The organism is Xanthomonas arboricola (assembly GCF_003353015.1).
Lineage (GTDB): Bacteria > Pseudomonadota > Gammaproteobacteria > Xanthomonadales > Xanthomonadaceae > Xanthomonas > Xanthomonas arboricola_E.
The window spans coordinates 487,634-513,545 of the sequence record NZ_QREM01000001.1 but is presented as its reverse complement, the minus strand read 5'-3'; the positions used below and the strand labels follow the sequence as shown (position 1 = coordinate 513,545).

18 protein-coding genes are annotated in these 25,912 nt (G+C 67.7%); 3 read left to right on the top strand and 15 right to left on the bottom strand.

Annotated features, from left to right (window positions below; genetic code table 11):
* Window positions 1–143: 143 nt before the first annotated feature.
* The 5 genes from C0541_RS02285 to C0541_RS02265 form a co-directional block, all read right to left on the bottom strand.
* Window positions 144–2,303: a carboxy terminal-processing peptidase gene (locus tag C0541_RS02285; protein WP_193725847.1), complete on the bottom strand. Its 2,160-nt coding sequence runs from the start codon at window positions 2,301–2,303 to the stop codon at window positions 144–146.
* Window positions 2,304–2,692: 389 nt separating this feature from the next.
* A complete protein-coding gene (gene lipA, locus C0541_RS02280; protein ID WP_115045491.1) occupies window positions 2,693–3,703 on the bottom strand; it encodes a lipoyl synthase in 1,011 nt (336 codons plus the stop codon).
* Window positions 3,704–3,718: 15 nt separating this feature from the next.
* A complete protein-coding gene (gene lipB / locus C0541_RS02275; RefSeq protein WP_115045490.1) occupies window positions 3,719–4,417 on the bottom strand; it encodes a lipoyl(octanoyl) transferase LipB in 699 nt (232 codons plus the stop codon).
* Window positions 4,405–4,683: a YbeD family protein gene (locus C0541_RS02270; RefSeq protein ID WP_104583778.1), complete on the bottom strand. Its 279-nt coding sequence runs from the start codon at window positions 4,681–4,683 to the stop codon at window positions 4,405–4,407. The genes lipB and C0541_RS02270 overlap by 13 nt, the downstream gene beginning before the upstream one ends.
* A gap of 127 nt (window positions 4,684–4,810) precedes the next feature.
* Window positions 4,811–5,794 (bottom strand): CsgG/HfaB family protein, encoded by a 984-nt coding sequence (locus tag C0541_RS02265; RefSeq protein ID WP_115045489.1) that lies wholly within the window; start codon window positions 5,792–5,794, stop codon window positions 4,811–4,813.
* Between the two features lie 286 nt (window positions 5,795–6,080).
* Between C0541_RS02265 and C0541_RS02260 the strand changes: the two genes are divergently transcribed.
* Window positions 6,081–7,142: a lipid A deacylase LpxR family protein gene (locus C0541_RS02260; protein ID WP_115045488.1), complete on the top strand. Its 1,062-nt coding sequence runs from the start codon at window positions 6,081–6,083 to the stop codon at window positions 7,140–7,142.
* A 152-nt stretch (window positions 7,143–7,294) separates the two neighbouring features.
* Here C0541_RS02260 and C0541_RS02255 read toward each other — a convergent pair whose 3' ends face one another.
* The 9 genes from C0541_RS02255 to C0541_RS02215 all read right to left on the bottom strand — a co-directional run bounded on the left by C0541_RS02255 (window position 7,295) and on the right by C0541_RS02215 (window position 19,483).
* Window positions 7,295–8,500 (bottom strand): D-alanyl-D-alanine carboxypeptidase family protein, encoded by a 1,206-nt coding sequence (locus tag C0541_RS02255; protein WP_115045487.1) that lies wholly within the window; start codon window positions 8,498–8,500, stop codon window positions 7,295–7,297.
* Between the two features lie 254 nt (window positions 8,501–8,754).
* Complete coding sequence (locus tag C0541_RS02250) at window positions 8,755–10,179, bottom strand: septal ring lytic transglycosylase RlpA family protein (protein WP_115045486.1); 1,425 nt, start codon at window positions 10,177–10,179, stop codon at window positions 8,755–8,757.
* Window positions 10,176–11,315 carry a lytic murein transglycosylase B gene (gene mltB / locus C0541_RS02245; protein WP_115045485.1) on the bottom strand — a complete coding sequence of 380 codons (1,140 nt, stop codon included), beginning with the start codon at window positions 11,313–11,315 and terminating at the stop codon, window positions 10,176–10,178. Before mltB ends, C0541_RS02250 begins: the two co-directional genes overlap by 4 nt.
* A 327-nt stretch (window positions 11,316–11,642) precedes the next feature.
* Window positions 11,643–13,043 (bottom strand): glycoside hydrolase family 28 protein, encoded by a 1,401-nt coding sequence (locus C0541_RS02240; RefSeq protein ID WP_115045484.1) that lies wholly within the window; start codon window positions 13,041–13,043, stop codon window positions 11,643–11,645.
* 321 nt (window positions 13,044–13,364) lie between these two features.
* A complete protein-coding gene (rodA, locus tag C0541_RS02235; protein WP_115045483.1) occupies window positions 13,365–14,483 on the bottom strand; it encodes a rod shape-determining protein RodA in 1,119 nt (372 codons plus the stop codon).
* The gene (mrdA, locus tag C0541_RS02230) at window positions 14,480–16,540 is read right to left on the bottom strand and encodes a penicillin-binding protein 2 (RefSeq protein WP_115045482.1); all 2,061 of its coding nucleotides are present in this window, start codon (window positions 16,538–16,540) and stop codon (window positions 14,480–14,482) included. Before mrdA ends, rodA begins: the two co-directional genes overlap by 4 nt.
* 3 nt (window positions 16,541–16,543) lie before the next feature.
* Entirely contained in the window at window positions 16,544–17,029 is a 486-nt protein-coding gene (gene mreD / locus C0541_RS02225; RefSeq protein WP_016900812.1) for a rod shape-determining protein MreD, read from the bottom strand.
* Complete coding sequence (gene mreC, locus C0541_RS02220) at window positions 17,026–18,264, bottom strand: rod shape-determining protein MreC (protein ID WP_115045481.1); 1,239 nt, start codon at window positions 18,262–18,264, stop codon at window positions 17,026–17,028. The genes mreD and mreC overlap by 4 nt, the downstream gene beginning before the upstream one ends.
* 172 nt (window positions 18,265–18,436) lie before the next feature.
* Complete coding sequence (locus C0541_RS02215; protein WP_006452025.1) at window positions 18,437–19,483, bottom strand: rod shape-determining protein; 1,047 nt, start codon at window positions 19,481–19,483, stop codon at window positions 18,437–18,439.
* 287 nt (window positions 19,484–19,770) lie between these two features.
* Here C0541_RS02215 and C0541_RS02210 point away from each other — a divergent pair, with 287 nt between their 5' ends.
* Window positions 19,771–20,703 (top strand): carbohydrate kinase family protein, encoded by a 933-nt coding sequence (locus tag C0541_RS02210; protein ID WP_115045480.1) that lies wholly within the window; start codon window positions 19,771–19,773, stop codon window positions 20,701–20,703.
* 647 nt (window positions 20,704–21,350) lie between these two features.
* Window positions 21,351–23,324 (top strand): sigma-54-dependent Fis family transcriptional regulator, encoded by a 1,974-nt coding sequence (locus C0541_RS02205; protein ID WP_115045479.1) that lies wholly within the window; start codon window positions 21,351–21,353, stop codon window positions 23,322–23,324.
* Between the two features lie 187 nt (window positions 23,325–23,511).
* Here C0541_RS02205 and C0541_RS02200 read toward each other — a convergent pair whose 3' ends face one another.
* On the bottom strand, window positions 23,512–25,902 hold the full coding sequence (locus tag C0541_RS02200; protein ID WP_115045478.1) for a TonB-dependent receptor: 2,391 nt from the start codon (window positions 25,900–25,902) through the stop codon (window positions 23,512–23,514).
* Window positions 25,903–25,912 lie beyond the last annotated feature (10 nt).

Sequence of the window (25,912 nt, the reverse complement as noted above, 5' to 3'; positions counted from 1 at the left end):
GGCATGGCAGCCGGCCAATTGATCGGTAATCACGCCCGCGCGCGCCGGCAAGATCGAGATGAAGGATCGGCCAACAAAAACGCCACCGCAGTGCGGTGGCGTTTTTCTTCAACCGATCCTGCCGCCAGGCGCTGGGCAGACGATCAGTCGGCCCAACGTCCCGGTGCGGTGGACTGCGGCAGCACCTGCGCCGACAACGGCCGGTCCTGCGACAGCAGGCCCAGCGCATCGGCCAGGATGGCGGCCGATTCGTGCAGCAACGGGTCCGGGCGCTTTTCCGCGGCCTTTTCGCGTGCGGTGTCCTTGACGATATCGCGCTCGTTGCCGGTCAGGCCGTCGTCGCTGTCTTCGGCAAGCGGATCCAGCGGCAGGCCCAGTTGCTTGCGCAGCTGCTGGCGATCCTTGCGCTGCTGATCCTGCTTCTGACGCTCGGCCACGCGCTCGGCTTCGTTCAACGAGATGTACTTCTTGGCCTTTTCATCGCGGAACTGCTTGACGTCCTCTTCCCACCACTGGAATTCCTTGTCGGTGGCGATGCGGGCAGTGTGCAGGCCCTGCAGCTTGGGCAGCAGCGGCGCGAAGTTGCCGTACTGGGTATGCGGCGCGGCGGCAATGCGCGTCCACGGCAGCGCATTGTCGTAGGTGCTCTCGCCGAACTCGGTGGCATCCACGCTGGCCGGGAATGCGATGTCCGGCACCACGCCCTTGTGCTGGGTACTGGAGCCGCTGACGCGGAAGAACTGCGCGATCGTCAGCTTGACCTGCCCATAGCGCTGGCCTTCCGCAGCCGGCCAGCGGTCCAGGTCGACGATGTTCTGCACCGTGCCCTTGCCGAAGCTGGTTTCGCCGATTACCAGACCGCGACCGTAATCCTGGATGGCACCAGCGAAGATCTCCGACGCCGACGCCGAGCCGCGATTGATCAGCACGCCCAGCGGACCATCCCAGGCCACCTTGGGATTGCTGTCGCCATTGACGGTGACCCGGCCGCCGGATTCGCGCACCTGCACCACCGGGCCCTGCTCGATGAACAGGCCGGTGAGCTCGATCGCTTCGTCCAGCGAACCGCCACCGTTGTTGCGCAGGTCCAGCACCACGCCGTCGACCTTGTCGGTCTTGAAGCCGGCCAGCAACTTGGCGACGTCGCGCGTTGCCGAGGCATAGTCGGTCGCATTGCGGCGACGGCCTTCGAAATCCTGGTAGAAGCCCGGCAACTTGATGATGCCGATGCGACGCTCCGGCTCGCTGCCCTTGGCCGGCAGGGTGATGGTCTCGCCCTTGGCGGCCTGTTCGGCCAGGCGCACCTTCTGCCGCGTCAGCGTCACCGTGCGGTGCTTGCCGTCGATGCCCGACTCGGCCGGGATGTATTCCAGGCGCACCTGGGTGTCCTTGCTGCCACGGATCTTGGCCACCACATCGTCGATGCGCCAGCCGATCACATCCTCGATCGCGCCGTTCTTGGCCTGGCCCACGCCGACGATGCGATCGCCCGGCTTGAGCGTGCCATCCACCGCCGCCGGACCACCCGGGATCACCTCGCGGATCACCACCATGTCGTCCTGCTTCTGCAGCTGCGCACCGATGCCCTCCAGCGACAGCGACATCTGCTGATTGAAGTTTTCGGCCGTGCGCGGGGTGAAGTAGTCGGTATGCGGATCGACTGCGTTGGTGTAGGCGTTGACGAAGAACTGGAACACATCTTCGGCCTTCAACTCGTTGACCGAATCGGCCAGCGCGGCATAGCGCTTGTCCAGCGTCTTGCGGATGTCGTCGGGCTTCTTGCCGGCCAGCTTCAGGCGCAGCCAGTCGTTCATCACCGACTGGCGCCACAGCACGTCCAGCTGCTTGTCGTCGGCAGCCCACGGCACGTCCTTGCGGTCGTACTCGAACTTGTCGCTGCCGGTGAAATCGAAGTCCTGCTTGAGCAGGTCACGCGCGTACTTGACGCGTTGATCGACGCGCTTCTTGTAGACCGAAAACACCTGGAACGCCGGGTCCAGCTTGCCACCGCGCAGCGCATCGCCCACGCCCGCTTCCAGCGGCGCGAAGCCGGTGATGTCGGTCTGGGTGAAGAACTGCTTGCTGCCGTCCAGGGTCTCCAGGTAGCGCTTGAACACGTCCTTGGTCATCGCCTCGTCCAGCGTGCGCGGACGGTAGGCGTAACGGCTGTCGGAAAGCAGACCGTAGACCAGCTTGGTCGCAGTGGCCTGGTCGGGCGTGGCCGCGGCCGGCAACGCCGTATCGGCGCGTGCGAGCAATGCCATCGGAGTGGTCAACACCAGCGCCAGCAGGCCGGCCTTCATGGACGCAGAAACGTTGTAGGTCATCGAATGGCTCTCGGCACAGGGCCGACGAAAGAAAGGCGGTGAACGGATCAGACAGCATGACAGTGCCGAAAGTTGCTGGCGTTGTCATCCGCTGGCTGAATCAGCCTAGCGCCGGGCCTGTAGCGGATTGTGAACGCGGCCGTACCCTGCGGGCCGGGACGCGGCAACCAGAGACGACACGCCCCGGCATGATGCGGGGCGTGGTCTCTCGCTATCGACAGCCTTGCAGCTGCACGCAGGCGGTCGCGCGCAGCGTTTCGATGGAAGGCGCTCGGCGCGCAGGAAGGGGCGACACCAGACGCTGCATCCGCGCGCAACCGCGGATGCGTCCGCCCGGGCGCGCAGGCGTCGGGGTTGCGGCTATCTCAGGCAGCGACGCCGGCGCCGGCTGCCTGGCGATCGGCGTGATACGACGAGCGCACCATCGGACCGGACGCGACATGGCTGAAGCCCAGCGCATTGCCGTAGTCCTCCAGCGCCTTGTATTCCTCCGGTGTCCAGTAACGCATCACCGGATGGTGGTGCGGCGTCGGCTGCAGGTACTGGCCGATGGTGATCATGTCCACGTCGTGCGCGCGCAGGTCGCGCAAGGTGGCCTGCACCTGTTCCATCGTTTCGCCCAGGCCGAGCATGATGCCGGACTTGGTGGCGATGGACGGATGCTGCGCCTTGAAGCGCTGCAGCAGGGTCAGCGACCACTGGTAGTCGGCGCCGGGACGCACGTTCGGATACAGGTCCGGCACGGTTTCGATGTTGTGGTTGAACACGTCCGGCGGGCTGAGCGCCAGGATCTCCAGCGCGCGGTCCATGCGGCCCTTGCCGCGGAAGTCCGGGGTCAGGATCTCGATGCGGGTCTTGGGTGAACTGACCCGGATGGCCGCAATGCAGTCGACGAAATGCTGGGCACCGCCGTCGCGCAGGTCGTCGCGGTCCACGCTGGTCACCACCACGTACTTCAGGCCCATGTCGGCCACGGTGGTGGCCAGGCTGGCCGGCTCGTTCGCATCCGGCGGCTTGGGCCGACCGTGCGCCACATCGCAGAACGAGCAACGCCGCGTGCACACCTCGCCCAGGATCATGAAGGTCGCAGTGCCGTGGCTGAAGCACTCGTGGATGTTCGGGCAGCTGGCTTCCTCGCAGACCGTGACCAGGCGGTTCTCGCGCAGCTTGGCCTTGAGGGTCTGCACCGCATTGCCGGACGGAATCCGCACCCGGATCCACGACGGCTTGCGCAGCACCGGCGCATCGACGAACTGCACCGGCGAGCGATTGATTTTGTCGCCACCGATCTGCTTGACGCCGGTCTGCAGCGGCGCAGGTGCGGCGGAGTCGGAAACGACCTGCAAGGGAATGGAACGGGCGATAGGCTGGGTCATGGCAATAACGGGCGCTCAGGCCGGAAGCGAAAGGTCGGGCAACGCGGAGACAGGCTGCAGGACGAGACCGAACTGGCGCGCCAGCTGATCGAGCAGCACCGCCTTGACGGCGTCCATCCCGGAGGGGCCGCCCAAGTCTAGCACCGAGGTCACCTGCAGGCCCTGGTAGCCGCAGGGGTTGATACGGTGAAACGGCTCCAGGTCCATCGCCACGTTGAACGACAGGCCATGGAAGCTGCAGCCGCGCCGCACCCGGATGCCGAGCGCGGCGATCTTCGCCCCGCCCACATACACGCCCGGGGCGCCCTCGCGGCGCTCGGCGATGATGTTCCACTCTTCCAGCGTGTCGATCAGTGCCTGCTCGATCCTGCACACGTAATCGCGCACGCCGATCCTGAGCCGGCGCAGGTCCAGCAGCGGATAGACCACCAGCTGGCCCGGCCCGTGGTAGGTCACCTGGCCACCACGATCGACCTGCAGCACCGGAATCTCGCCCGGCGCCAGCACGTGCTCGGGCTTGCCGGCCTGGCCCAGCGTAAACACCGGCGCATGTTCGACCGCCCAGACCTCGTCGGCCGTGGCCTCATCTCGCGCATCGGTGAACCGTTGCATCGCGCGCCATACCGGCGCGTAGTCCTGCCGACCGAGATCGCGCAACTGGGCCGGTGGGACGGCAGCGGGACTCGCCACTGCCTGGACCGCTACAGCGTCCACTTCACTTCCGGATGGTCGCGCAGCGCCTGGTGCGCAGCGTCGAACTGCGCGCGGCTTTCGGCGCGGAAGCCGATCTTGACCGAGACATACTTGCCGCTGGACGAATGCTTCCAGCTGATGCTTTCCTCCAGCAGCTCCACGCCGGTGGCAGCCAGCAGGCGCGGAAGTTCGCTTTCCAGCCCGCGCTCGGCCGCGCCCATCGCGCTGAGCTCGAAGGTGCCGGGAAACTGGAAGCCGTGATCGGGGTTGTCAGTGCTGATTTCCATCCGCCCATTATCGGGACGATGGCCGACAAACCCAAGCCCGCAGTCCGTGGGAAAGAACAACGGGGCCACCGGGGCCCCGTTGCTTCACGCCAGACGCGTCACGCCCAGCATGGATCTCGCTACTTGCTTATTTGGACAGTTCCAGCATGGCCGACGAGACCCAGCCGCGATTGCCCATTTCGTCTTCGACCTCCCACATGACGCCTTCCTTGGTGCCGGTCGGGTACAGCATCATGCCAGGCTCCAGCGTGCGCACGGCCGCGCCGGTGCCCTTGGCATTGCCCAACAGACGCCCCGCACGGGTCACGGTCACAGCCTGCTGCACATTGGACGCAGCCGCGTTACCGGACAGACCACCGAGCTGGGTGACGACGTCGGTGTAAGCCTGCAGGTAGGCCAAGGTGATCACCTGGCCGATCTCGGTGTTGGCATAACCGCCGGCACCGGCCGCGCCGTAGTCGCCGCCGGTGAAGACGTTGCCACGCGCGCCCCAGCCCAGGTCGGTCTTCTTGGCGTTGCCTTCGGCCATCGCGACCTGCTCGGAGGAGCGCACATCGGTGATGGTCAGCACCACGTCAGCGGTCTTCTTGTTGAGGTTCAGGCCGCCGACCAGGTTGCCGGCATTGCCGCCCACAAGGCCACCCAGCATGCCGGCAATGGCACTGCCGCCGGCATTGTGGTTCTGCGAAATGAGATCCGGCGTCATCACATAATCGGCTGCGCGGATCTGCCCCTTGCCCACGTTGGAGCGGGCGCGCAGATCGCCGTTTGCCGCCATTTCGCGCTCGCGCTGCGATGCCGCCATGCCCGCGCCACGGTCCACCAGGGTGAAGCAGCGCGAACGGTTGACGAAGACCTTGATCAACTTGGATGGCGCCGGCAATTGCTGACCCGACCACCAGTTGACTGCGTCCTCCGGCTCGATCACCGACAGGCTGCCCAGCGGCTTGGCACACACCGGGATCTGCGCGACGGCATCCTTGCGCTGATCCTGTGCAGAGCCCTTGAAGGCATCCTTCAGTCCGGCCGAAGCCGGCGCGCTGACGCTGGCCAGTGCGATACCCACCACGCCGGACAACAGCGCTGCGCTCACAGAAATCATCTTGCTCATATTATTCCCCTGACACCTGCGCTGCCGTCGGCAAACGCGATCCGTTGTGATGAAACGGCCCGAGAAGGCCGACGTTCCTTGGGGGCTGGTTTCCCCGCGGGCGGATCATATGCTATCCGCGCGAGCTTTTCATGGCCGCCATATCGCAAATGGAACGGACTGGTGTTCCAGACTCCGCCGCTGCATCCAGCAGCTCGGGCATGATCCCTCCCACACATTCACGCGGCGCAGCAGTGGCCGCAGGCATTTTGCCGGACATCGTCCTTCCTACCTTCCCAGGCCCTCCATGCTTCGACCGCGCGCGTTGTCCGCTGCCCTGCTGCTCTCCCTTTCCGGACTGTCGATGCCGGCACTGGCCGCCGACCAGTGCGACTCCAGCAGAATGAGCCGGACCCCGCCGGCGGTGAACTTCCGGGTCGACAACGACCTGTTCGGCGGCGAGGATCAGGATCAGGGCTACTCCAACGGCGCGGTGCTGACGCTGGTTTCGCCCAACCTGGTCGACTACACCGACGACCCCTGCCTGCCGCGCAGCGCGCGCTGGGTCAACAGTTATCTGGAACGCCTGCACCCGGGCGAGTTCGACCAGCAGAACATGGTGTTCTCGATCGGGCAGGGCATCTTCACCCCGACCGACTACACCCGTCGCGACGTGATCGCCGACGATCGCCCGTACGCGGGCATCCTGCTGGCCAGCTTCGGCTACAACGCACGCAACGATGCGCAACTGCGCACCACCCAACTGCAGCTCGGCGTGGTCGGGCCGTGGGCCTTTGCGCAGGAAGCGCAGGACGCCATCCACGACATCCTGGGCGACGAGAAATTTCAGGGCTGGGACAACCAGCTGCACAACGAACCGGTGATCAACCTGGTCCACGAACGCATGCACCGCTGGCCATCCGATGCCAGCGGCAACGCCGGCGGCTTTGGCTGGGACTTCATTTCCCACTGGGGCGGCGCGGTCGGCAACATGGCCACGCACCTGAATGCCGGCGGCGAGGCGCGCTTCGGCTGGAAGCTGCCGGACGACTTCGGCAGCACCCCGACCCGGCCGGCCGGCGAGAACACCGCGCCCAGCCGGCTCGGGCGCGCCAGCGGCTGGTCGGGCCATCTGTTCGTGACCACCGATGCACGCTGGGTGCTGCGCGACATCACCCTGGACGGCAACACCTTCCGCAACAGCCACAGCGTGGACAAGCGACCGTTCGTGGGCGATGTCGGCTACGGCCTTGCGGTGATGTACGGCCGCTGGAAGTTCGCCATCGCCCGCTACCACCGCACCCGCGAGTTCGACACCCAGCGCGAAACGCCGGTGTATGGAAGTTTCACGATCAGTCGGATGCTTTGAGGGTTGGGATTGGGGATTGGGGATTCGGGATTGGGGATTCGCAACAGCGGGCTGCTGCTGCTTTACTTCTGCTCTCGCTCCTGCCAATCCCGAATCCCCAATCCCCAATCCCCGCAAAGAAAAAGCCGGCTTTCGCCGGCTTTTTCTTTGGATCACTCCGATTCCCACCACATCCAGAACGCGTCCCAGAGGCGCTTGAAGAAGCCGCCTTCTTCCACCGCGTTGATCGCCACCAGCGGGGCCTGGGCGATGAGCTTGCCGTCCAGGCTGACCTTGACCGTGCCGACCTGCTGGCCCTGCTTGATCGGGGCCTGCAGGTTCTTGGCCACGTCCATGCTGGGCTTGAGGTCGTTGTAGCGGCCGCGCTGCAGGCTGACCAGCAGCGGCTGGGCGACGCCGAGCTGCACTTCGTCCTGCTCACCCTTCCACACCTTCTGCTTGGTCACGACCTTGCCGGGCGCATACAGGCTGTGGGTCTCGAAGAAGCGGAAGCCCCAGTTGAGCAGGGCCAGGCTGTCGGTTGCGCGCTGCTCTTCGGAGCTGTCGCCCATGACCACGGCGATCAGGCGCTGGTCGCCGCGCTTGGCAGAGCTCAGCAGGCAGTAGCCGGCTTCGGAGGTGTGGCCGGTCTTGATGCCGTCCACCGCCGGGTCGCGCCACAGCAGCCGGTTACGGTTGCTCTGCTTGATGCTGCCGACCTGGAATTCCTTGATCTTGTTGTAGGCGTAGGTCTCCGGGTAATCGCGCACCATCGCGCGCCCCAGCACGGCCAGGTCGTAGGCGGTGGAATGGTGGCCTTCGGCGCTCAGGCCGTGCGCGTTGACGAAGTAGGAGTCCTTCATGCCGATCTTGGCGGCGTAGCTGTTCATCAGCGAGGCAAAGGCCTCTTCGCTGCCGGCCACATGCTCGGCCAGTGCGATCGCGGCATCGTTGCCGGACTGGATCGCCATGCCCTTTTCCATGTCTTCCAGGCGCGCAGTCTGGTTGACCGGGAAGCCGCTGTAGCTGCCGTCGGTACCGGCGCCGCCCTCGCGCCAGGCGCGCTCGCTCATCATGACCTGGTCGTCGCGCTTGACCTTGCCGTTCTTGATTTCGGCGGCGACCACGTAGGACGTCATCACCTTGGTGATGCTGGCCGGCGCCAGCTGCTGGTGGATGTTCTCGCCGGCCAGCACCTGCCCGGTGGCGTAATCCATCAGGATCCAGGACTTGGACACGGCCGGTGCGGGCGCGGGCGGAACCGGGATGGCGGCCGGCGCAGCGGCAACGGCAGGCGTCGGCTGCGGCGCCGGGGTCTGGGCGCAGACCAGGCCAAAGGCAAACGTGGCCACCGCGGCGGCGGCGAAACGGAATTTCATTGAAGAACGACTCCTGACGGGCCCGAAGGCTGGGCAATGCGAAATTGTAAGGCGCCACGGCGATCGCGGCGACGCGCCAGAGGCTGCGCACGCCTGCGCAGTTCAGCGATGGCGGCGAGCGGCTTGCCGAGCGCGGCTGACCGGACCGGGCAACCAGGCGCTCGTAAAGGTTGCTGATGCTCACCGCTGCCAGACGAGCCTCCGATGCCAGGCGCCAACCCATCCGCCGACCTTGGCAGACGGATCGGCCTGGCCTAGTTGGCCACGATCTGCGGACGCCCGAAGCCCAGGCCGGCGATACGCTGCGCGATTTCCGAGGCATTGGCGTGGTCGCGCGCGTTCACGCGCAGCCGCCACAGGGTACGGCCGCCGCTGACGATGTCGCTGACGCTGGCGCCGGCAATGCCGGCCGAAGCGAGTTGGGACAGCGCACGGTTGGCGTTTTCGCGGCTGGCGAAACTGGCCACCTGCAGCAGGATGTCGCCCAATGCGGCCTCGGCCACGCTCGGCGCCCTGGCCGGTGCCGGTTCACTCCTGGGCGGACGTGCCGGCACGCTGTCGGCAGGCTTGATTGCCGCAACCGCGACCGGCGCAGCGGCCGCGACCGGGACGGACGAAGCCGGCCGTGGCGCGGCGGCAGCCGGCTTGCCGGTGGCCACGCGCACGCCTTGCGACTTCATCCAGGCATCGAAGTTGTCGGCATTGCCGGGCTGACGCGAGTCGGCGACGCGGTAGCGCCAGCGCTCGCCGACGGGAACCGTGGTGGCCCCTGCTCCGCTGGCCCCTGCTCCGCTGGCCACGGTGGCGGCCGCCGGAGTGGCGGTAACGGCGGCCACGGCGCGCGGGGTGGCCGCCGGCGGCGTGCGGGCAGGCAGGCGCTGCACCAGGCCATCGATCTGGCTGGCGCCCGCGGCCGGCCGTGCGGCGGCCACCGCAGTGCCGACCGGTGCGCTGCCGCTGCGGCGCTTGGCCAGCAGGTTGCCGTTGTCGGCCTCGGTCAGGCCACGCACCTCGACGTTGCCGGTGCCCTTGCCGGTGATGCCCAGCTTGACCGCGGCGGCGTAGCTCAGGTCGATCACGCGCCCGTCGTGGAACGGGCCGCGGTCGTTGACCCGCACCACCACCGAGTCGCCGGTGTCGGTATTGGTCACCAGGGCGAAGCTGGGCAGCGGCAAGGTCTTGTGCGCGGCGGTGAAGGCGTACATGTCGTAGACCTCCTTGTTGGAGGTCAGCCGGCCATGGAACTTGCTGCCGTAGTACGAGGCGGTGCCGCGCTCGACATAGTCGCCGGGGCTGTCCATCACCACGTAGCGCTTGCCCAGCACCTCGTATGGCGAGCGATTGCCCACCGCCGAGCGCGGCTCGTCGGTGACCAGCGGTTCGGGGATGCAGGCCACGTTGGGCACGTGGTCCGGCGTGGTGTCCTTGACGCCGGGCTTGTACAGGCCGCCGGCGGTGTAGTCGCCGCGCGTGGACGGGTCTTCCTTGGCGGCCGCGTACGGCGAGGTCGACGGGCAGCCGGTGGCGACATACGCCGGGCCCTTGCCGTCGACCTCGACGCCCTTGATCGCGCCGCTGCCGCCGGTGCCGGCGGTTTTCTTCGGTGCACTGCTACAGGCCGCCAGGCCGAGCATCAGTGCCATCGGGATCAGCCACTTGGGACCTGTCGTGCTGTTCATGCCGGGGGTAACTCCTTGCCGGCGATGGCCTCGGACAGCTGGAACACGGCCATCGCGTACATCTTGGAAATGTTGTAACGGGTGATCGCGTAGAAGTTCTGGAAGCCCAGCCAGTACTGCTTGCCGTTGGCATCGTCCAGGCTGATCGGCGTGGCGGTGCTGCCGGCCACCACCGGCGCGTCGGGGTGATAGCCGCGCGCGGACAGGTCGGCCAGCGTATGCACCGGCGACCAGTCGGTGGGATTGAATTCCTCGTGGCCGGCGGCCAGCGTGGCCGGCACCGCGACCTGGCCACCGCGCACCCAGCCGCCCTTCTTGACGAAGTAGTTGGCGACCGAGGCGAACACGTCGTTGTGGTCGGTAAACAGGTTGCGCTTGCCGTCGGCATCGCCATCGACGGCGAACTGACGGTAGCTGGACGGCATGAACTGGCCCATGCCCATCGCGCCGGCATAGCTGCCGATCAGCGTGGTGACATCGAGCTGCTCTTCCTTGCCGAGCGCGAACAGCTGGCCGAGTTCATCGCGGAAGAACAGCTCGCGGCGTACTTCGCGTTCGAGCTTGGCCGGGTCGCCGCTGCGCGGATAGCGGAACGCCAGCGTGTACAGCGCGTCCAGCACGCGGTACTTGCCGGCGTTGCTGCCGTAGCTGGTTTCCACCCCGATGATGGCCACGATCACCTGCGCCGGCACGCCGGTGGCCGCCTCGACCTTGCTCAGCTCGGCACGATGCTCGGCCAGGAACTTGCGGCCGCCATCGATGCGCGCCTGGGTGATGAAGATCGGGCGGTATTCGTTCCACGGCTTGACCCGCTCGGCCGGGCGCGACATCGCGGTGACGATGGCGTCCTTGAACTGCGCCTGCGCCAGCACCGCTTCGATCTGTGCGGCATCGATGCCGTACCTGGCGGCGGTGTCGCGCACGAAGTTGGCACGGGCGATCTCGAACGGCACCGGGGTCAGGTCCACCGGCGGCAGTGCGGGCGCTTCGGCGGCGGCACTGACGGGCGCGACCGGGGTGCTCGGCGGCTTGGCCGGGGGCGCGCTGGCGGCCGGCGGCGGGGTCGGAGGGCTGGGCTGGGTCGCGCAGGCGACAAGGCCGAGGGTGAGCAGGCAGGTCAGGGTGCGTCGAATCATCGGCCGAGGGTAACAGAGAACAGATGAACTTCTGGCAATAAGACCATGAAAGGAAAGAGCTTTGAGTGGCGGGGATTTGGGATTCGGGATTGGGGGATCGGTCGGTGCCGCGCGGAATGGGGAATGGGGAATGGGATGCGGGGTGCTGCGCATGCGCGGCCCCGGAGTTGTCTGTTACGGCAGGCTGGGGCTGGCGATTTGTCGGGTTCGGCGCCGTACCAGGGTGCCTGCTCTGGTTTCTTCACCTGATGGCCTGATCGGCCGGCGTTGGCTTCTTTGCTGTCACTCCAGCCGTCGGGCGCGGCCGGGTGGCCGCGCCCGGTCCGATCACAGGGCCGGGAAGCGCGGTGCGGTCGAACAGGTGGGTACGCTGCCGCCGAGTTGCACGGCAGGCGTGGTGACGTTGCTGCCGGTCGGGGTGAGTGCGCTGTTGCTGAGCCCGATCTGCGCGTCGCTGGCGGTGACCGCGGTGTTGCCGGTGGCCACGTTGGCCAGGGTCAGGTCCAGCGGCGTCTGCGCATCGAAGCCTCTCAGGATCCAGCCCTTGCCCTTGAGGCCGGCATCGCCGGTGGTGCGCAGGCCGTTGACGACGATGTCGCTGAAGCTGGGCTTGGTGCCGCTGCCGCCGGTCGAATAGAACGGGTTGATCACCAGCGGGCTGGTCACTCCGTACAGGCAGGTAGCGCGGTAGGTGACCAGGCTGACCGGGCCGCCCTTGGCGAGGCTGGTCTTGATGCGCAGCCCGGTGTTGTCGGTGCTGCGGTTGCCGGCGTCGTCGCTGGCGGCGATGGCGTTGTTGTCGACCAGCACGTTGTTGACCCCGGACATCACCTCGCTGCCGATCGAGATGCCGTGGGTGCCGTAGCAGCGGTTGTCGCGCACGGTGATGTTGCCGGACTTGGACGCAATGGTCTTGATCGCCACGCAGTCGTCGCCCCCCATCACATCGTTGTCGATCAGGCTGGCGTTGAGCACGCTGTCCAGGTCCAGGCCATCGGTGTTGGGGCTGGTCGCCGGCGACTTCACCCGCACGCCCCAGATGGTCAGGCCATCGACGATATGCGCGAAGAAATGGAAGTACGCCGCATTGATCAGGTTGACGTTGTAGAGGGTGAACGTATTGGAGTTCTGCACCTTGATCAGGTCCGGGCTGTTCTGCACCTGGCCTGCGTTCTTGGCGTTTTCGCCGAACTCCCACCAGGTGGTGCTCTTGCCGAGCATGGTCAGGTCGCCGCGCCCATCGATCGTGCCCTGACGCCCGCCGGTACGCACACCCATCACGCCCGACTTGAGGCCCTTGACGCTGATCAACGGCAGACACCCACCGCTCTTGGCACCGGCAGTGCCGCAACCGCTGCCGTAGTCGGCCGGATTGCGCGAGCCGTACAGGGTCACGCCCTGATCGACGACCAGGGTGACGCCGGTGGGAATCGTCAGCGGGCCGCTGAGAAACGCGTTGCCGGTGCCGGCCTTGAGCAGCACGCTGCCGTTCTTGCCGGTGCAGGCCGTCAGCGCGGCCTGGATGGTTTTGGTATCGGGCGGCGCGCTTTCCAGCGCGGCGTCGAACAGCCGCCCGCTTGGCGTGTAGCTGGCGCTCACCGGCTGGCAGGTGGCGGGAATCGCCGGCTCGGAGACAGCGCGCGTATCGCCGGTGGCAAGGTTGATGGCGCCGGCTTGTGCGGCGAGCGTAAGACAGACACCGCCGATCGCGGCGGTTAGCAGTTTCATGGAAGAGGTCACCTGGAAGAGGAATGGCGCGTGCCTGCAGCTGCGACGCGACCCGGCCGCGCGCAGGACGGCGGCGCATCGGACTCTACGGAGCGACGCGCCCATTCACAGAAGGCGAGCGAACCCGGTGCCGCATGCGCGAAGCGGCCCTGCGCCGGAATGTCGTCATTGCAACGCAGCGCGCAGAACCGCGCGCGCCTTGCGCAGCGTCAGCTGCGTGTCACGCGCCTGTCGCCAGCGGCGTGCTGCGCCTGGCCAGGTTTGATTGGTTCTTTCGACACGGGTGAGTGCCTGTCAGCGTCGGCTGCAGAACGTGCCGGCTCAGTACCCGTGCACCGGACGGTGCGCCTTGACCGCCATCACCAGGCCCAGCCCGGCCAGCAGCGACACCGCCGAGGTGCCGCCGTAACTCATCAACGGCATCGGCACGCCCACCACCGGCAGCAGGCCGGAAATCATGCCGCCGTTGACCAGCACGTAGACGAAGAAGGCCAGGCCGGTGGCACCGGCGACCAGGCGCGAGTAGGTGTCGCGCGCCTGCGAGGCGATCCACAGGCAGCGCGCGATCACGATCAGGTACAGGGTCAGCACGGTGGCCACGCCGATCCAGCCGAATTCCTCGCTGAGGACCGAGAACGCAAAGTCGGTGGTCTGTTCGGGAATGAAGTTCAGGTGCGACTGCGACCCCAGTCCCCAGCCCTTGCCGTCGAGGCCGCCCGAGCCGATCGCGATCTTGGACTGGATGATGTTCCAGCCGGCGCCCAGCGCATCGTTTTCCGGGTTGAGGAACATCATGATGCGGTCCTTCTGGTACGGCCGCAGCAGCCAGAACCAGGCCACCGGCGCGGCCGCCGAGACCCCGCCCACGCCCACCGCCACCCACCACCACGGCAGGCCGGCCAGCAGCAGCACGAACACGCCGCTGGCGGCGATCAGCACGCCGGTGCCGAAGTCCGGCTGCAGCATGATCAAGGCAGTCGGCACGCCGATGATCACGCCGGTCACCAGCACGGTGGAGATGCGCGGCGGCAACGGCATGCGGTGCAGATACCAGGCCGCCATCATCGGCAGGCTGATCTTGAGCAGTTCGGCCGGCTGCAGGTAGAACAGTTTCAGGTCCAGCCACTGGCGGCCGTACTTGCCGGTGCCCAGCGCGAACACCGCCAGCAGCGGCAGCATCGACAGGCCGTACACCCATGGCGTCCAGGCGCGCAGGCGCAGCACCGACATGCGCGAAATTCCCCACATCGCGGCCAGGCCGATGACAAAGCGCACGGCCTGCGCCATCACCAGGTGATCGCCGTTGGCGGCGCCGCCGGCGCTCTTGAGCACCGACAGCCCGATCACCATCAGCGCCCCCAGCGCCAGGCACAGCACCCAGTCCAGGCTGCGCGTGAAGCGCGCCACCATGTCCGCCAGCCAGCGCAGGATGTCACTCAATGGTCGGTCTCCTGCACCGCATCGGGCACATCCGGCACCACCGGCTGCGCCGGCGTATTCGGGTCCAGGGCCACCGCGGTCTGGCCGATCACCACCGGCAGCTCGTCCAGCGTGGCGGCGGCCGCATCGCCGGCCTGGCGCGCATCGGTGGCGCCGGCTTCGAACTGGTTGACGCCCACCGCGGTCGTGCCGAGCTCGCTGTCCAGCGGCTCCAGGCCGGCGGGCAGCTTGCCGAGCAGCCAGGCGTCGAAGATCTTGCGTGCGATCGGCGCGGCCGAGCTGGTGCCGAACCCGCCGCCCTCCACCGCCACCGCCACCGCGATGACCGGGTTGTCGGCCGGGGCGAAGCCGACGAACAGGCCGCGATGGCGCAGATGCAGCGGCAGGCTGCGCGGGTCCACCGCGGCCACGCCCTTGCGGCTGACAACCTGCGCGGTGCCGGTCTTGCCGGCCATCTGGTACGGCGCGCCCGGCGTGATCGCATAGCCGGTGCCGCCCGGACGCATGGTGTCCATCATGCCCTCGCGGACCACCTGCAGGTGCGCCGCGCTCGGGCTGATCGGCTTGCCCGGCGGCTGGATCATCGGCTGCCAGGGGTGGTCGAAGCCGGTGCGCTGCTCCAGCACCAGGTGGGGGCGCAGCAGCAGCCCGCCGGCGATCGCCGACACCCCGCGCACCAGCTGCAACGGAGTCACCTTCCAGTCGCCCTGGCCGATGGCGATGTTGACGGTGTCGCCGGGATACCAGCGCTCCTTGCGGGTCTTGTACTTGTAGGCCGGCGACGGCAGGATGCCGCCGATCTCGCCGAGCAGGTCCACCCCGGTCGGTTGACCGAAGCCGTACTCGCCCATGTAGTGGTCGAACCGGTCGATGCCCATATCCACCGCCAGGCGGTAGTAGTAGGTATTGACCGACTGGGCGATCGACTTGCGCAGGTCGGTCCAGCCATGGCCGCCGCGGTGCGAGTCGCCCCAGCCGCGGCTGACCCCGGGCAGGTAGAACATGCCGGTGGACAACACCCGGTCTTCCGGCCGGCGCAGGCCGCTGTCCAGGCCGGCCAGCGCGATCAGCGGCTTGAGCGTGGAGCCCGGCGCCACCCCGCCCAGCACCAGCCGGTTGAACTGCGGCCGCGACGGGTTGTCGTTGAGCATGCGGAAATCGGCATGCGAGATGCCGTTGACGAACAGGTTGGGGTCGTAGCTGGGCAGGCTGACCATGCCCAGGATCTCGCCGGTGCGCGGGTCCATCGCGATCGCCGCACCTTCGTGCTCGCCGAACGCGGCCACCATCGCGCGCTGCAGGTCGGCATCCACCGACAGCCGCAGGTCCGCACCCGACTGCGGCGCGACCCGGCCGACGGTGCGGATCGCCCGCCCCTGCACATTGGTTTCGACCTGCTCGTAACCCACCTGGCCGCGCAGGTCCTGCTCGTAATAGCGCTCCAGTCCGGACTTGCCCATGTGGGTGAGCGCGGCATTGCCCTCGCCCAGCACAGCCAGGTCTTTTTCATCGATGCGGCCGACGTAGCCGATGATGTGCGCGAACAGCGGCCCGTACGGATAGCGCCGGGTCAGGTACGGCTCCAGCTCCACGCCGGGAAAGCGCCAGCGCTCCACCGCAAAGCGCGCCATTTCCTCATCGCTCATGCGCAGCTTGAGCGTGACCGGCAGGAAGCTGCGGCGTGCGCGCCGTTCGCGATGGAAGCGCTCCAGGTCCTCCGGCGCGATCGGGATCACCTTGCCCAGCGCGGCCAGCATGGCGTCCATGTCGGCGACCTTGTCCGGGGTCACGTCCAGGCGGAAGGCCGGCACGTTCTCGGCCAGCAGCCGGCCGGTGCGGTCGTAGATCATGCCGCGCCCGGGCACCACCGGCTTGGGCTTGATGCGGTTGGCTTCCGAGCGGGTGGCGTAGACCTCGTGGTCGAGCACCTGCAGCTTGAAGTACCAGCCGCCCAGGCCGACCAGGCAGACCACCACCATCACAAAGCCCAGCACCGCGCGCCGGCGGAACTGCTCGGCCTCCGCATGCGGGTTCTTGGGGTGACGACGCCCGTGCATGGCCTACTTCTTGCTCCGCTTGCCCAGCCGCACCGCATCCAGCAACACGAACAGCGGCGGCCACAGCGCCATGCCCAGCAGCGGGGCCCACCAGTAGCTCCACGGCAGGGTCGGCTCGCCCACCGCCAGATGCACGGCCGAAGAGACGATGCGGTCGTTGAGCAGCAGCCCGCCGATCGCCAGCGCCTGCTGCGAGACCGGGAAGAAGCGCATCCGCGCGCGAAAGCGCTGCAGGATGAAGGTCATGATTACCAGCCGCAGCGCCTGTTCGCCGAGCAGCCCCCCATACAGCAGGTCGGCCAGCACCCCGGCCACGAAGGCGATGCCCAGCCCGACCCGGTCCGGCTCCTCGATCACCCAGTACGCCAGCACCAACGCCAGCCAGTACGGACGCAGCGGCTGCACCACCACCGGCAGCGGCAGCAGGCCCAGCACCAGCGCGATGACGATGCTCGCCGGCAGGATCCAGGTGTTGCGCATGCGGGTCATTGGTCCGTCTCCTGCGGAGACGGACGGGATTGGGGATTGGGGATTGGGGATTGGTTGGAAGCTGCGCCCTGAGGCGGGGCCGGACTGGAATCGGGATTGGGGACGTTGGATGCGTTCGATGCGGGACGGCGGGCGGGCGTGCTGGCCGGGCGGCCGGACGCTGGCGCGCTGGACGGCTGCGCGCCGGGCGCGGCAGGTGTCGCTGCGGACCGTGCAGGCGCCGAGGTACCGGCGGCCGTCGGGCGCGCGGTATCAGTCGCTGCGTTGGAAACACCGCCCGCAGGCGTGCGCGGTGTTGCAGTCACCGGCGCGCCGGCCGCCGCCGCGACGCCGTTGCTGTTGCCGTTACCAATCCCAACTCCCGAATCCCCAATCCCGGCCCCAGGCACCACCCGCAACGGCTTGCCGGCGCGCAGCAGCAGCACATCGCGGCCGCGATCGAGCTTGGCGGCCGGGGTCAGTTCGCCGACCAGGAAGGCGTGGGTGTCGTCCGGGTGCAGTTCGGACACCTTGCCGACCGGGAAGCCGGCCGGGAAGCGGCCACCGAGGCCGGAGGTGACGATCTCGTCGCCCACCTGCACGCCGGCACTGAGCGGGATGTCGCGCAGTTCCAGCCGGTCGCCGCGGCCGTAGACGATCAGGCGCACGCCGTTGCGCGCCACGCTGACCGGTACCGCGTGGTCGGGGTCGGTCAGCAGCAGCACGGTCGAATGCAGCGGGGTCACCTCGATCACCTGGCCCATCAGCCCGCCGGCATCGATCACCGCCTGGCCCATCAGCACGCCATCGCGGCTGCCGGCATCCAGCAGCAGGCGCTGCCGGGTCGGGTCCAGGTCGATATCCAGGATCGGCGCCAGCTGCACGTCCAGGCCGCGGCGCTCGGCCACGTTGAGCAGTTCGCGCAGCTGCGCATTGTCCAGCGCGGCGGTCTGCAGGCGGGTCAGGCGCGCATTGGCCACCAGCAGCTGGTTGCGCAGGTCGCGGGTCTCTTCCACCAGTTGCGCATGGGTGGCGGCGTTGTCGCGCACCTGCGAGCCGATCCGCCCCGGCAACCCGGCCACCGCCCAGATCGGCTGGATCAGCAGGTTGGCCTGCCGGCGTGCCTGGCTCAGCCAGCCACCCCGGCTATCGAGCGCGATCAGCACGATCGCCAGCACCAGATAGACCAGCAGCCGCAGCGTGGAGGTGACTTCGCCCGGACGGGAGGCGACGGGAGGACCGGCGTAGGAGGGCACTGTCAGGGCCGGGATTGGGGAGTCGGGATTGGGGATTCGAGGAGCGCTTGGCTGCCCCCGAGACGGATGCGGCTAACACGTGAATCAGCGGGACTGCGCGGCAATCCCACCGGGCCGTAGGCAGGAACCGCCGTTGCGAATCCCCAATGCCGACTCCCGAATCCCGAACGCCTCACTCCGGCGCGAAGAACTCGTTGCCATGCATGTCCACCAGCTCCAGCGCGCGGCCGCCGCCGCGGGCCACGCAGGTGAGCGGGTCGTCGGCGACCTGCACGTGCAGGCCGGTTTCCTCGGAGATCAGGCGGTCCAGGTCACGCAGCAGCGCGCCGCCACCGGTGAGCACGATGCCGCGCTCGGCCACGTCGGCACACAGTTCCGGCGGGGTCTGCTCCAGCGCCAGCTTGACCGCCGAGATGATGCCCGACAGCGGCTCGTGCAAGGCCTCGAGCACCTCGTTGGAGTTGATCTTGATCATCTTCGGCACGCCTTCGGCCAGGTTGCGGCCGGAGATTTCCATCTCCTGCACCTCGTCCTGCGGGTAGGCGCAGCCGATCTGCAGCTTGATGCGCTCGGCGGTGGCTTCACCGATCAGCATGCCGTGGTTGCGGCGCACGTAGTTGGTGATCGACTCGTCGAAGCGGTCGCCGCCCACGCGCACCGACTGCGAGTAGACGATGCCGTTGAGCGAGATCACCGCCACCTCGGTGGTGCCGCCGCCGATGTCGATGACCATCGAACCGCGCGCCTCGGTCACCGGCATGCCGGCCCCGATCGCCGCGGCCATGGGTTCCTCGATCAGGTACACATCGCGCGCGCCGGCTTCTTCCGCCGATTCCTTGATGGCGCGGCGCTCGACCTGGGTGGAACCGGCCGGCACGCACACCAGCACGCGCGGGCTCGGGCGCAGGAAGCGCGACTTGTGCACCTTCTTGATGAAGTGCTTCAGCATTGCCTCGGTGTAGGTGAAATCGGCGATGACGCCGTCCTTCATCGGGCGGATCGTGGTGATGTGGCCCGGGGTGCGGCCGAGCATCTGCTTGGCCTCGGCGCCGACGGCAGCCACCGAGCGCGTGCCGCCGATGGCGCGGTCCTGGCGCACCGCCACCACCGAAGGTTCGTTCAGTACGATGCCCTGCCCGCGCACGTAAATCAGCGTATTGGCCGTGCCCAGGTCGATGGACAGGTCGTTGGAGAACATGCCGCGGAGTTTCTTGAACATCGAGGGAGCCGTTCCTGAAAGAGTCGCTTGCCCTGTCGCCAATGCGGAAACAACTGGTCGATAAGCGGGCAGAAAACGAAGTCCACTAGCCTAGCAATCCCCCCAGGTGCGGGCAAGGAAAAATCGGCCGTTGCGGCGTCGTTTTCATGTGCCGGTCACGCCGGGCATGGCATGCGGTTGTGGCCCTGATCGGTCGCAGCCGTTACCCTTTGCGCCGCGGCGCGCGCGCCGTCCCGCTGCCATGCCCGGCAACTGGCGGGTATTTCCCAACGCAAAGGCCTGACTCGATGTCCGCACTGATCTGTGGTTCCCTCGCCTACGACACCATCATGGTGTTTCCGGACCAGTTCAAGAACCACATCCTGCCGGACAAGGTGCACATCCTGAATGTGTCGTTCCTGGTCCCGCGCATGCGCCGCGAGTTCGGCGGTTGCGCCGGCAACATCGCCTACAACCTGCACCTGCTCGGCGGCGCGCCGATCCCGATGGGCACCGTGGGCCAGGACTTCGGCCCGTATCGCGAACACTTCGAGGCGCTGGGCATCGACCTGTCGCGGGTGAAGATCATCGACGAGCTGTTCACCCCGCAGGCGTTCATCACCACCGACCACGACAACAACCAGATCACCGCGTTCCATCCGGGCGCGATGATGCGCAGCTACGAGAACCACGTGAAGGACGTGCCGGGCGTGACCCTGGGCCTGGTCGGCCCGGACGGGCGCGAGGGCATGATCCAGAACGCCGAAGAGTTCGCTGCCGCCGGCACCCCCTTCATCTTCGATCCCGGCCAGGCGATGCCGTTGTTCAACGGCCCGGAACTGCGCGAATTCATCGAACAGGCCGACTACGTGGTGGTCAACGACTACGAGTCCAACCTGCTGCAGGAGCGCACCGGCTGGAACGAGAAGGACATCGTCTCGCGCGTGCAGGCCTACATCACCACGCAGGGCCCGAAGGGCGCGCTGGTGCATACGCCGGAAAAGACCTACGACATCCCGCCGGCGCACGAGCGCCGCGTGGTCGATCCGACCGGCTGCGGCGACGCCTTCCGCGCCGGGCTGATCTACGGCATCCAGGGCGGCTACGACTGGCTGACGATCGGGCGGATGGGCAACCTGATGGGCGCGCTGAAGGTGGAGCATCCGGGCACGCAGAATCAGCGGTTCGATTTCAGCGAGTTCAACGACCAGTTCAAGCAGCAGTTCGGCTACGCACTCTGACGCTGGCCTGATCCGCAGCGTCGAGCTCACACACCCTTCTCCCATCGGGAGAAGGTGCCCCGCAGGGGCGGATGAGGGTACGGGCGAAGCCTCGTGCAGGTTGAACAACACCGGGCTTCGCACCGTACCCTCACCCCANCGGGAGAAGGTGCCCCGCAGGGGCGGATGAGGGTACGGGCGAAGCCTCGTGCAGGTTGAACAACACCGGGCTTCGCACCGTACCCTCACCCCAACCCCTCTCCCGCAGGAGAGGGGCTCGGCAGTTCAACTATCAGCTCACACAGCAGTTCGGCTACGCGCTCTGACGCGGCACCGCCGCTGATCAGCGCTTTGCCCTTCTCCCCGCGGGAGAAGGTGCCCCGCAGGGGCGGATGAGGGTACGNGCTACGCGCTCTGACGCGGCACCGCCGCTGATCAGCGCTTTGCCCTTCTCCCCGCGGGAGAAGGTGCCCCGCAGGGGCGGATGAGGGTACGAGCGAAGCCTCGTGCAGGTTGAACAACACCGGGCTTCGCACCGTACCCTCACCCCACCCCCTCTCCCGCAGGAGAGGGGCTCGTCTGCACCACAATTTGCTGCAATGCAGTTTGAGCATGGCCCCGATCTGTGCCTCTACTGACGCTTCGCGCCCACTGAGGAACGCTGGCCCATGTCAGAGCCAAGCGTTGTCGCCGCCACGTCCATCGCCCAGCCCGAGATCGAACCGGATGCGCTCCGGCAGATCCGCCGGCTGCGCGACATTGCGCCGCTTGCCGCCCCACTGTCGCGCTCGTGGCGGCGCTGCCTGGACGATTACGCGTTGCTGCCCGAGGCGGCCCCCGCACCGCTGGTGCACGATGCGCTGCACGTGCGCGAACGCCAGCAACGCCTGGGTGATGTGCTGCGCATTGCCAAGGTGGAGATGGAAAACCTCTACGAGCAGATCGCCGGCAGCGGCTATGCGGTGATCTTCGCCGACGCCGAGGCGACCGTGCTGCACAGCGTGCACGACCCGACCCTGCTGCGCGAATTCCGCCAGGCCGGCCTGTTCAGCGGCGCCAGCTGGGCCGAGTGCCATCAGGGCACCAACGGCCTGGGCACCTGCGCAGCCGAGCGCACTGCGGTGAGCGTGCATCGCGGCGAACATTACCTGACCCGCCACCTGCCGCTGTCGTGCAGCGGCGCGCCGATCCTGGACCCGCACGGCGGCCTGCTGGCGGTGCTGGATGCCTCCACCCCCAATGCGCAGGACGGCAAGCAGACCCAGCGCCATACCGTGGCGCTGGTGAGCATGTCGGCGGCGCAGATCTCGCGCTCGCATTTCCTCAACCAGTTCGGCCATGCCTTCATCCTGCGCTTCCATAGCCGGCCCGAGTTCGCCGGCCTGCTGCACGAGGCACTGATTGCGATCGATACCGACGGTCGCGTGCTGGCAGTCAACGAAGCGGTGCTGGAGCAACTGGGCAAGCTCGATCGCAGCCAGCTGGTGGGCCGCAACATCGCACAGGTGATGCAGCTGGATTTCGACACCCTCGAACACCGCGCCGGCAGCGATGCCGGCACCTTGTGGTCGATCCGCTGCGCCTGCCACGGGCGGCGTTTCTACGCGCTGGTGCGCCCGCCGCGTGCACGTCCCGCGCTGCCGGCAGTGGGCGGGCCGGCGCAGCTGGCGCCGGATGCCGAGCTGCAACCCGGCGAGCATGTCGGCTCGGATCCGCGCATGCGCCACAACCTGGCCAATGCACTGAAGCTGGCTGCGCATCGCGTGTCGATCCTGCTGCGTGGCGACACCGGCACCGGCAAGGAGGAATTTGCCAAGGCGGTGCACCGCGGCTCGCCATGGGCCGGCGGCGCCTTCGTGGCGATCAACTGCGCGGCGATTCCCGAGGCGTTGATCGAGAGCGAGTTGTTCGGGTATGCGCGCGGCGCATTCACCGATGCCGCGCGCGAAGGCCGCCACGGCAAGTTGCTGCAGGCCAGCGGCGGCACGCTGTTCCTGGACGAAATCGGCGACATGCCGCTGCCGTTGCAGAGCCGCCTGCTGCGCGTCCTGGAAGAACAATGCGTCACCCCGCTAGGCAGCGAACGCGCGGTGCCGCTGGAGCTGCACGTGATCAGCGCCAGCCATCGCGATCTGGGGCAACGGGTAGCGGCCGGCGAGTTTCGCGAAGACCTGTACTACCGCCTCAATGGCGTGGTGCTGCATCTGCCACCGCTGCGCGAGCGCAGCGACAAGGCCGAGCTGATCCGCACCCTGCTGCGCGAGGAAAACAGCGAGCACAGCGTGCGCATCAGCGAAGAGGCGATGCACAAGCTGCTGAGCTACGCCTGGCCGGGCAACCTGCGCCAGTTGCGCAATGTGCTGCGCACCGCGGCGGTGTTGTGCAGCGACGGGGTGATCCGCCTGCCGAATCTGCCGCAGGAAATCGTCGATGCCGGCAGCGCCCCATGCCTGGTCGATGGCCGCGCGGTGGCCGCCGACGACATGCCCGGCCGCGTCGCCCTCGACCAGGCCGAACGCCTGGTGCTGCAGCAGCAACTCGAACGCCACCGCTGGAACGTCAGCCGCACCGCCGACGCGCTGGGCATCAGCCGCAATACGCTGTATCGCAAGCTGCGCAAGCACGGCCTGGATACCGGATGAGTGGAGGCGGGGATTAGGGATTAGGGATTAGGGATTAGGGATTAGGGAGTGGGGATTAGGGAGTGGGGAGTGGGGAGTGGGGAGTGGGGAGTGGGGAGTGGGGAGTGGGGATTGGCAACATCAAATGCCCGCACAGCCGCTACGCTGGCGTTTACGAATCCCCAACGTCCACTCCCCAATCCCGGCTTCAAAGCGCCCAGCGCACCCCGATCAGATACTGCCGCGGCACGCCCGGTGCGAGAAACCGCGCCGGGCCGGTTTCCACCGGCGCATCCTGCGGGCGCGCCAGCTCGCCATCGGGAAACACGTCCTCGGCCACGGCCGCGTAGGTGGCATAGCGGCGGTTGAAGACGTTGTCCACGCGGGCGAACAGCGACAGCCGCGCACTGACTTGCCAACGCGCCTGCAGGTCCACCAGCGCATAGCCGGCGGTGCCGATGTCGATGCGCGCGGGTGCGGGCTCGCCGTCTTCGGCGTTGTCGACCTGGCCATCCTCGTTGCCGCTGGCCACGCGCCCGGACACCGCACGCACCCCGGCGCCCAGCGTCAGCGCCTCGCGCTGCCATTCCACGCCGAGCTTGAGGTTGTGGCGCGGCAACGCGGCGATGCGCAGGCCCGGCCGCAAGGCGATCACGCGCTCGCCGGACAGCAGCTCGCCGTCGCTGCGGTAGGTCGCATCCAGAAAGCTGTAGCCGGCCGACCACTGCCAGGCGCCGCTGCGCAGCTGCAGCGCCAGGTCCGCGCCCTGGTAGCGGGTGCGGCCGACATTGTCGAAGTACCCCAGCTGCGTGTCCGGTGCGCGCAGGAACAGGATGTCGTCGCGATTGTCGGCGCGGTACACCGACACGCTCGCGCTGCTGTCGGTCGACGGTGTCCAGCGCGCGCCCAGTTCGTAGGTGCGCGAAACGATCTGCTCCAGGCGCGGGTCGGCCTGCAGGCCGGTCGGCAGGCGGCACGGCTGGGTGGGATCTGCGCAGCCCAGTTCGATCGCGGTGGGCGCACGGCTGTTCTGTGCGACCGAGCCGTACAGCGTCAGCCCCGAAGCGAGCCGGTGGGTCAGCCCCAACGACGGGTTGGCCTTGGCGTAGACGAAGCGCTCGCGTGGGCGGTCGCCGTCGTCGGCAGTGGAGAGAATGTTGTCCACCACCACACGATTCCAGCGCACCGCAGCACTGAGATGGGTGGCAGCGTCCAGCGCCCAGGTGTCGGCGACGAACACGCCCAGCGTCTTGGTACTGCCGCGCACGCCGGAAAAGAACGCACGCCCGGCATCCGGATCGGCAGCGACCGAGCGGTCCGGCTGCACCCAGCCATCGCGCGCGAATTGCCGATAGCGCACGTGGCCACGATCGAAGGTCACGCCGGTGCTGAGCGCATGCGCCCCCCATTGCCTGCTCAGGTTGACTGCCAGGCCTTGCGCGTCCTGGCGCATCTGGGTGGTGTTGAGCGCGCCGGTGGGCAATGCATCGGCATCGGCGCGTGCGACATCGCACTCGGCGTCCAGCGCGCTGCCGCCGGCAGCGTAACCGGAGGCGCATTCCTCGACGAATTCCTCGTAGTCCTCGCCGATATCGCCATTGACGGTGTCGCGGCGGCCCACGCGCGAGTAAGCCACTGCGTGCAATGCGGTGTCCGCATCGAAACGATGGTCCAGTTGCGCGGTGAACAGCGTAGTGCGATTGCGGGTCAGATCGGGCGAGGTGTACACCGCGCGGCGGTCGGCGCGATACAGACCGGGCTCGGGGCCATCGTCGGTGTAACGCGTCTCCGGCAGCAGGCCATTGCCGATCAGGCGGCTGCGCCCGTGCAGCAGCGACAGGCTCCAGTCGGTCTGTTCGCCTTGCTTGCCGAGCTTGCCGAACACCGTTCCCAGGCGGCCCTCGGAGGCATCGCGCCAGCCGTTCTCGTCGAAACCGGTGACCGCGACAAGCCCATGCCAGCCGTCCTGACCGGCAAGGCCGTAACTGGCGTCCAGGCGCTTGCGCGCACCGCTGCCGATGCTCACTTCGCCCTGCAATCCCGGTGCGGTGAGGCCCGATGCGGTGGACAGCACCACCGCGCCACCGAGCGTGTTCGGCCCGAACAAGGGATTGGAGCCGGGCATCAGGGTCACCGCATTGATGGCCGACTCGGGCAGCATGTCCCAGCTGACGATGTCGGCGAACGGTTCGTTGAAACGCACCCCATCCAGATACACCGACACGCCTTGCGAGGCGCCCGGCAAGGCGGAGGCGCGAAAGCCGTGGAAGGTGAGATCGTTCTGGAACGCGCTGCCCTGCACGTCGTTGCCATCCACGCCGACGAAGCGCCGCTGCAGCAGGTCGCTGAGGTTGTTGCTGCGCCCGCGCGACAACGCGGCGCGAGTGGACGACTGCACCATGTACGGCAGTTGCGCCGCGTCGATGGTGGTGCCGGGAATCGGCGTGGCGGTGACCTCGATGCGGTCCAGCCAGGTCACCTGCGGCGCCTCGGCCGCCATTGCCAGCGCGCTGCCCGCGAGCAGGGCGCTGGCAATGGCGCCTGCCAGTGCGTGGTGGTGCGACTGCAACGTCGCTGTGCTGCGCGTGCCTGCTGCCATGTGCGTCTCC

Excerpts from the sequence above, each read along its gene's own strand:
- C0541_RS02285 (WP_193725847.1), bottom strand. The coding sequence starts at position 2,303 with ATGAAGGCCGGCCTGCTGGCGCTGGTGTTGACCACTCCGATGGCATTG.
- lipA (WP_115045491.1), bottom strand. The coding sequence starts at position 3,703 with ATGACCCAGCCTATCGCCCGTTCCATTCCCTTGCAGGTCGTTTCCGAC.
- C0541_RS02270 (WP_104583778.1), bottom strand. The coding sequence starts at position 4,683 with ATGGAAATCAGCACTGACAACCCCGATCACGGCTTCCAGTTTCCCGGC.
- C0541_RS02265 (WP_115045489.1), bottom strand. The coding sequence starts at position 5,794 with ATGAGCAAGATGATTTCTGTGAGCGCAGCGCTGTTGTCCGGCGTGGTG.
- C0541_RS02260 (WP_115045488.1), top strand. The coding sequence starts at position 6,081 with ATGCTTCGACCGCGCGCGTTGTCCGCTGCCCTGCTGCTCTCCCTTTCC.
- C0541_RS02255 (WP_115045487.1), bottom strand. The coding sequence starts at position 8,500 with ATGAAATTCCGTTTCGCCGCCGCCGCGGTGGCCACGTTTGCCTTTGGC.
- C0541_RS02250 (WP_115045486.1), bottom strand. The coding sequence starts at position 10,179 with ATGAACAGCACGACAGGTCCCAAGTGGCTGATCCCGATGGCACTGATG.
- mltB (WP_115045485.1), bottom strand. The coding sequence starts at position 11,315 with ATGATTCGACGCACCCTGACCTGCCTGCTCACCCTCGGCCTTGTCGCC.
- C0541_RS02240 (WP_115045484.1), bottom strand. The coding sequence starts at position 13,043 with ATGAAACTGCTAACCGCCGCGATCGGCGGTGTCTGTCTTACGCTCGCC.
- mrdA (WP_115045482.1), bottom strand. The coding sequence starts at position 16,540 with ATGCACGGGCGTCGTCACCCCAAGAACCCGCATGCGGAGGCCGAGCAG.
- mreD (WP_016900812.1), bottom strand. The coding sequence starts at position 17,029 with ATGACCCGCATGCGCAACACCTGGATCCTGCCGGCGAGCATCGTCATC.
- C0541_RS02215 (WP_006452025.1), bottom strand. The coding sequence starts at position 19,483 with ATGTTCAAGAAACTCCGCGGCATGTTCTCCAACGACCTGTCCATCGAC.
- C0541_RS02210 (WP_115045480.1), top strand. The coding sequence starts at position 19,771 with ATGTCCGCACTGATCTGTGGTTCCCTCGCCTACGACACCATCATGGTG.
- C0541_RS02205 (WP_115045479.1), top strand. The coding sequence starts at position 21,351 with ATGTCAGAGCCAAGCGTTGTCGCCGCCACGTCCATCGCCCAGCCCGAG.
- C0541_RS02200 (WP_115045478.1), bottom strand. The coding sequence starts at position 25,902 with ATGGCAGCAGGCACGCGCAGCACAGCGACGTTGCAGTCGCACCACCAC.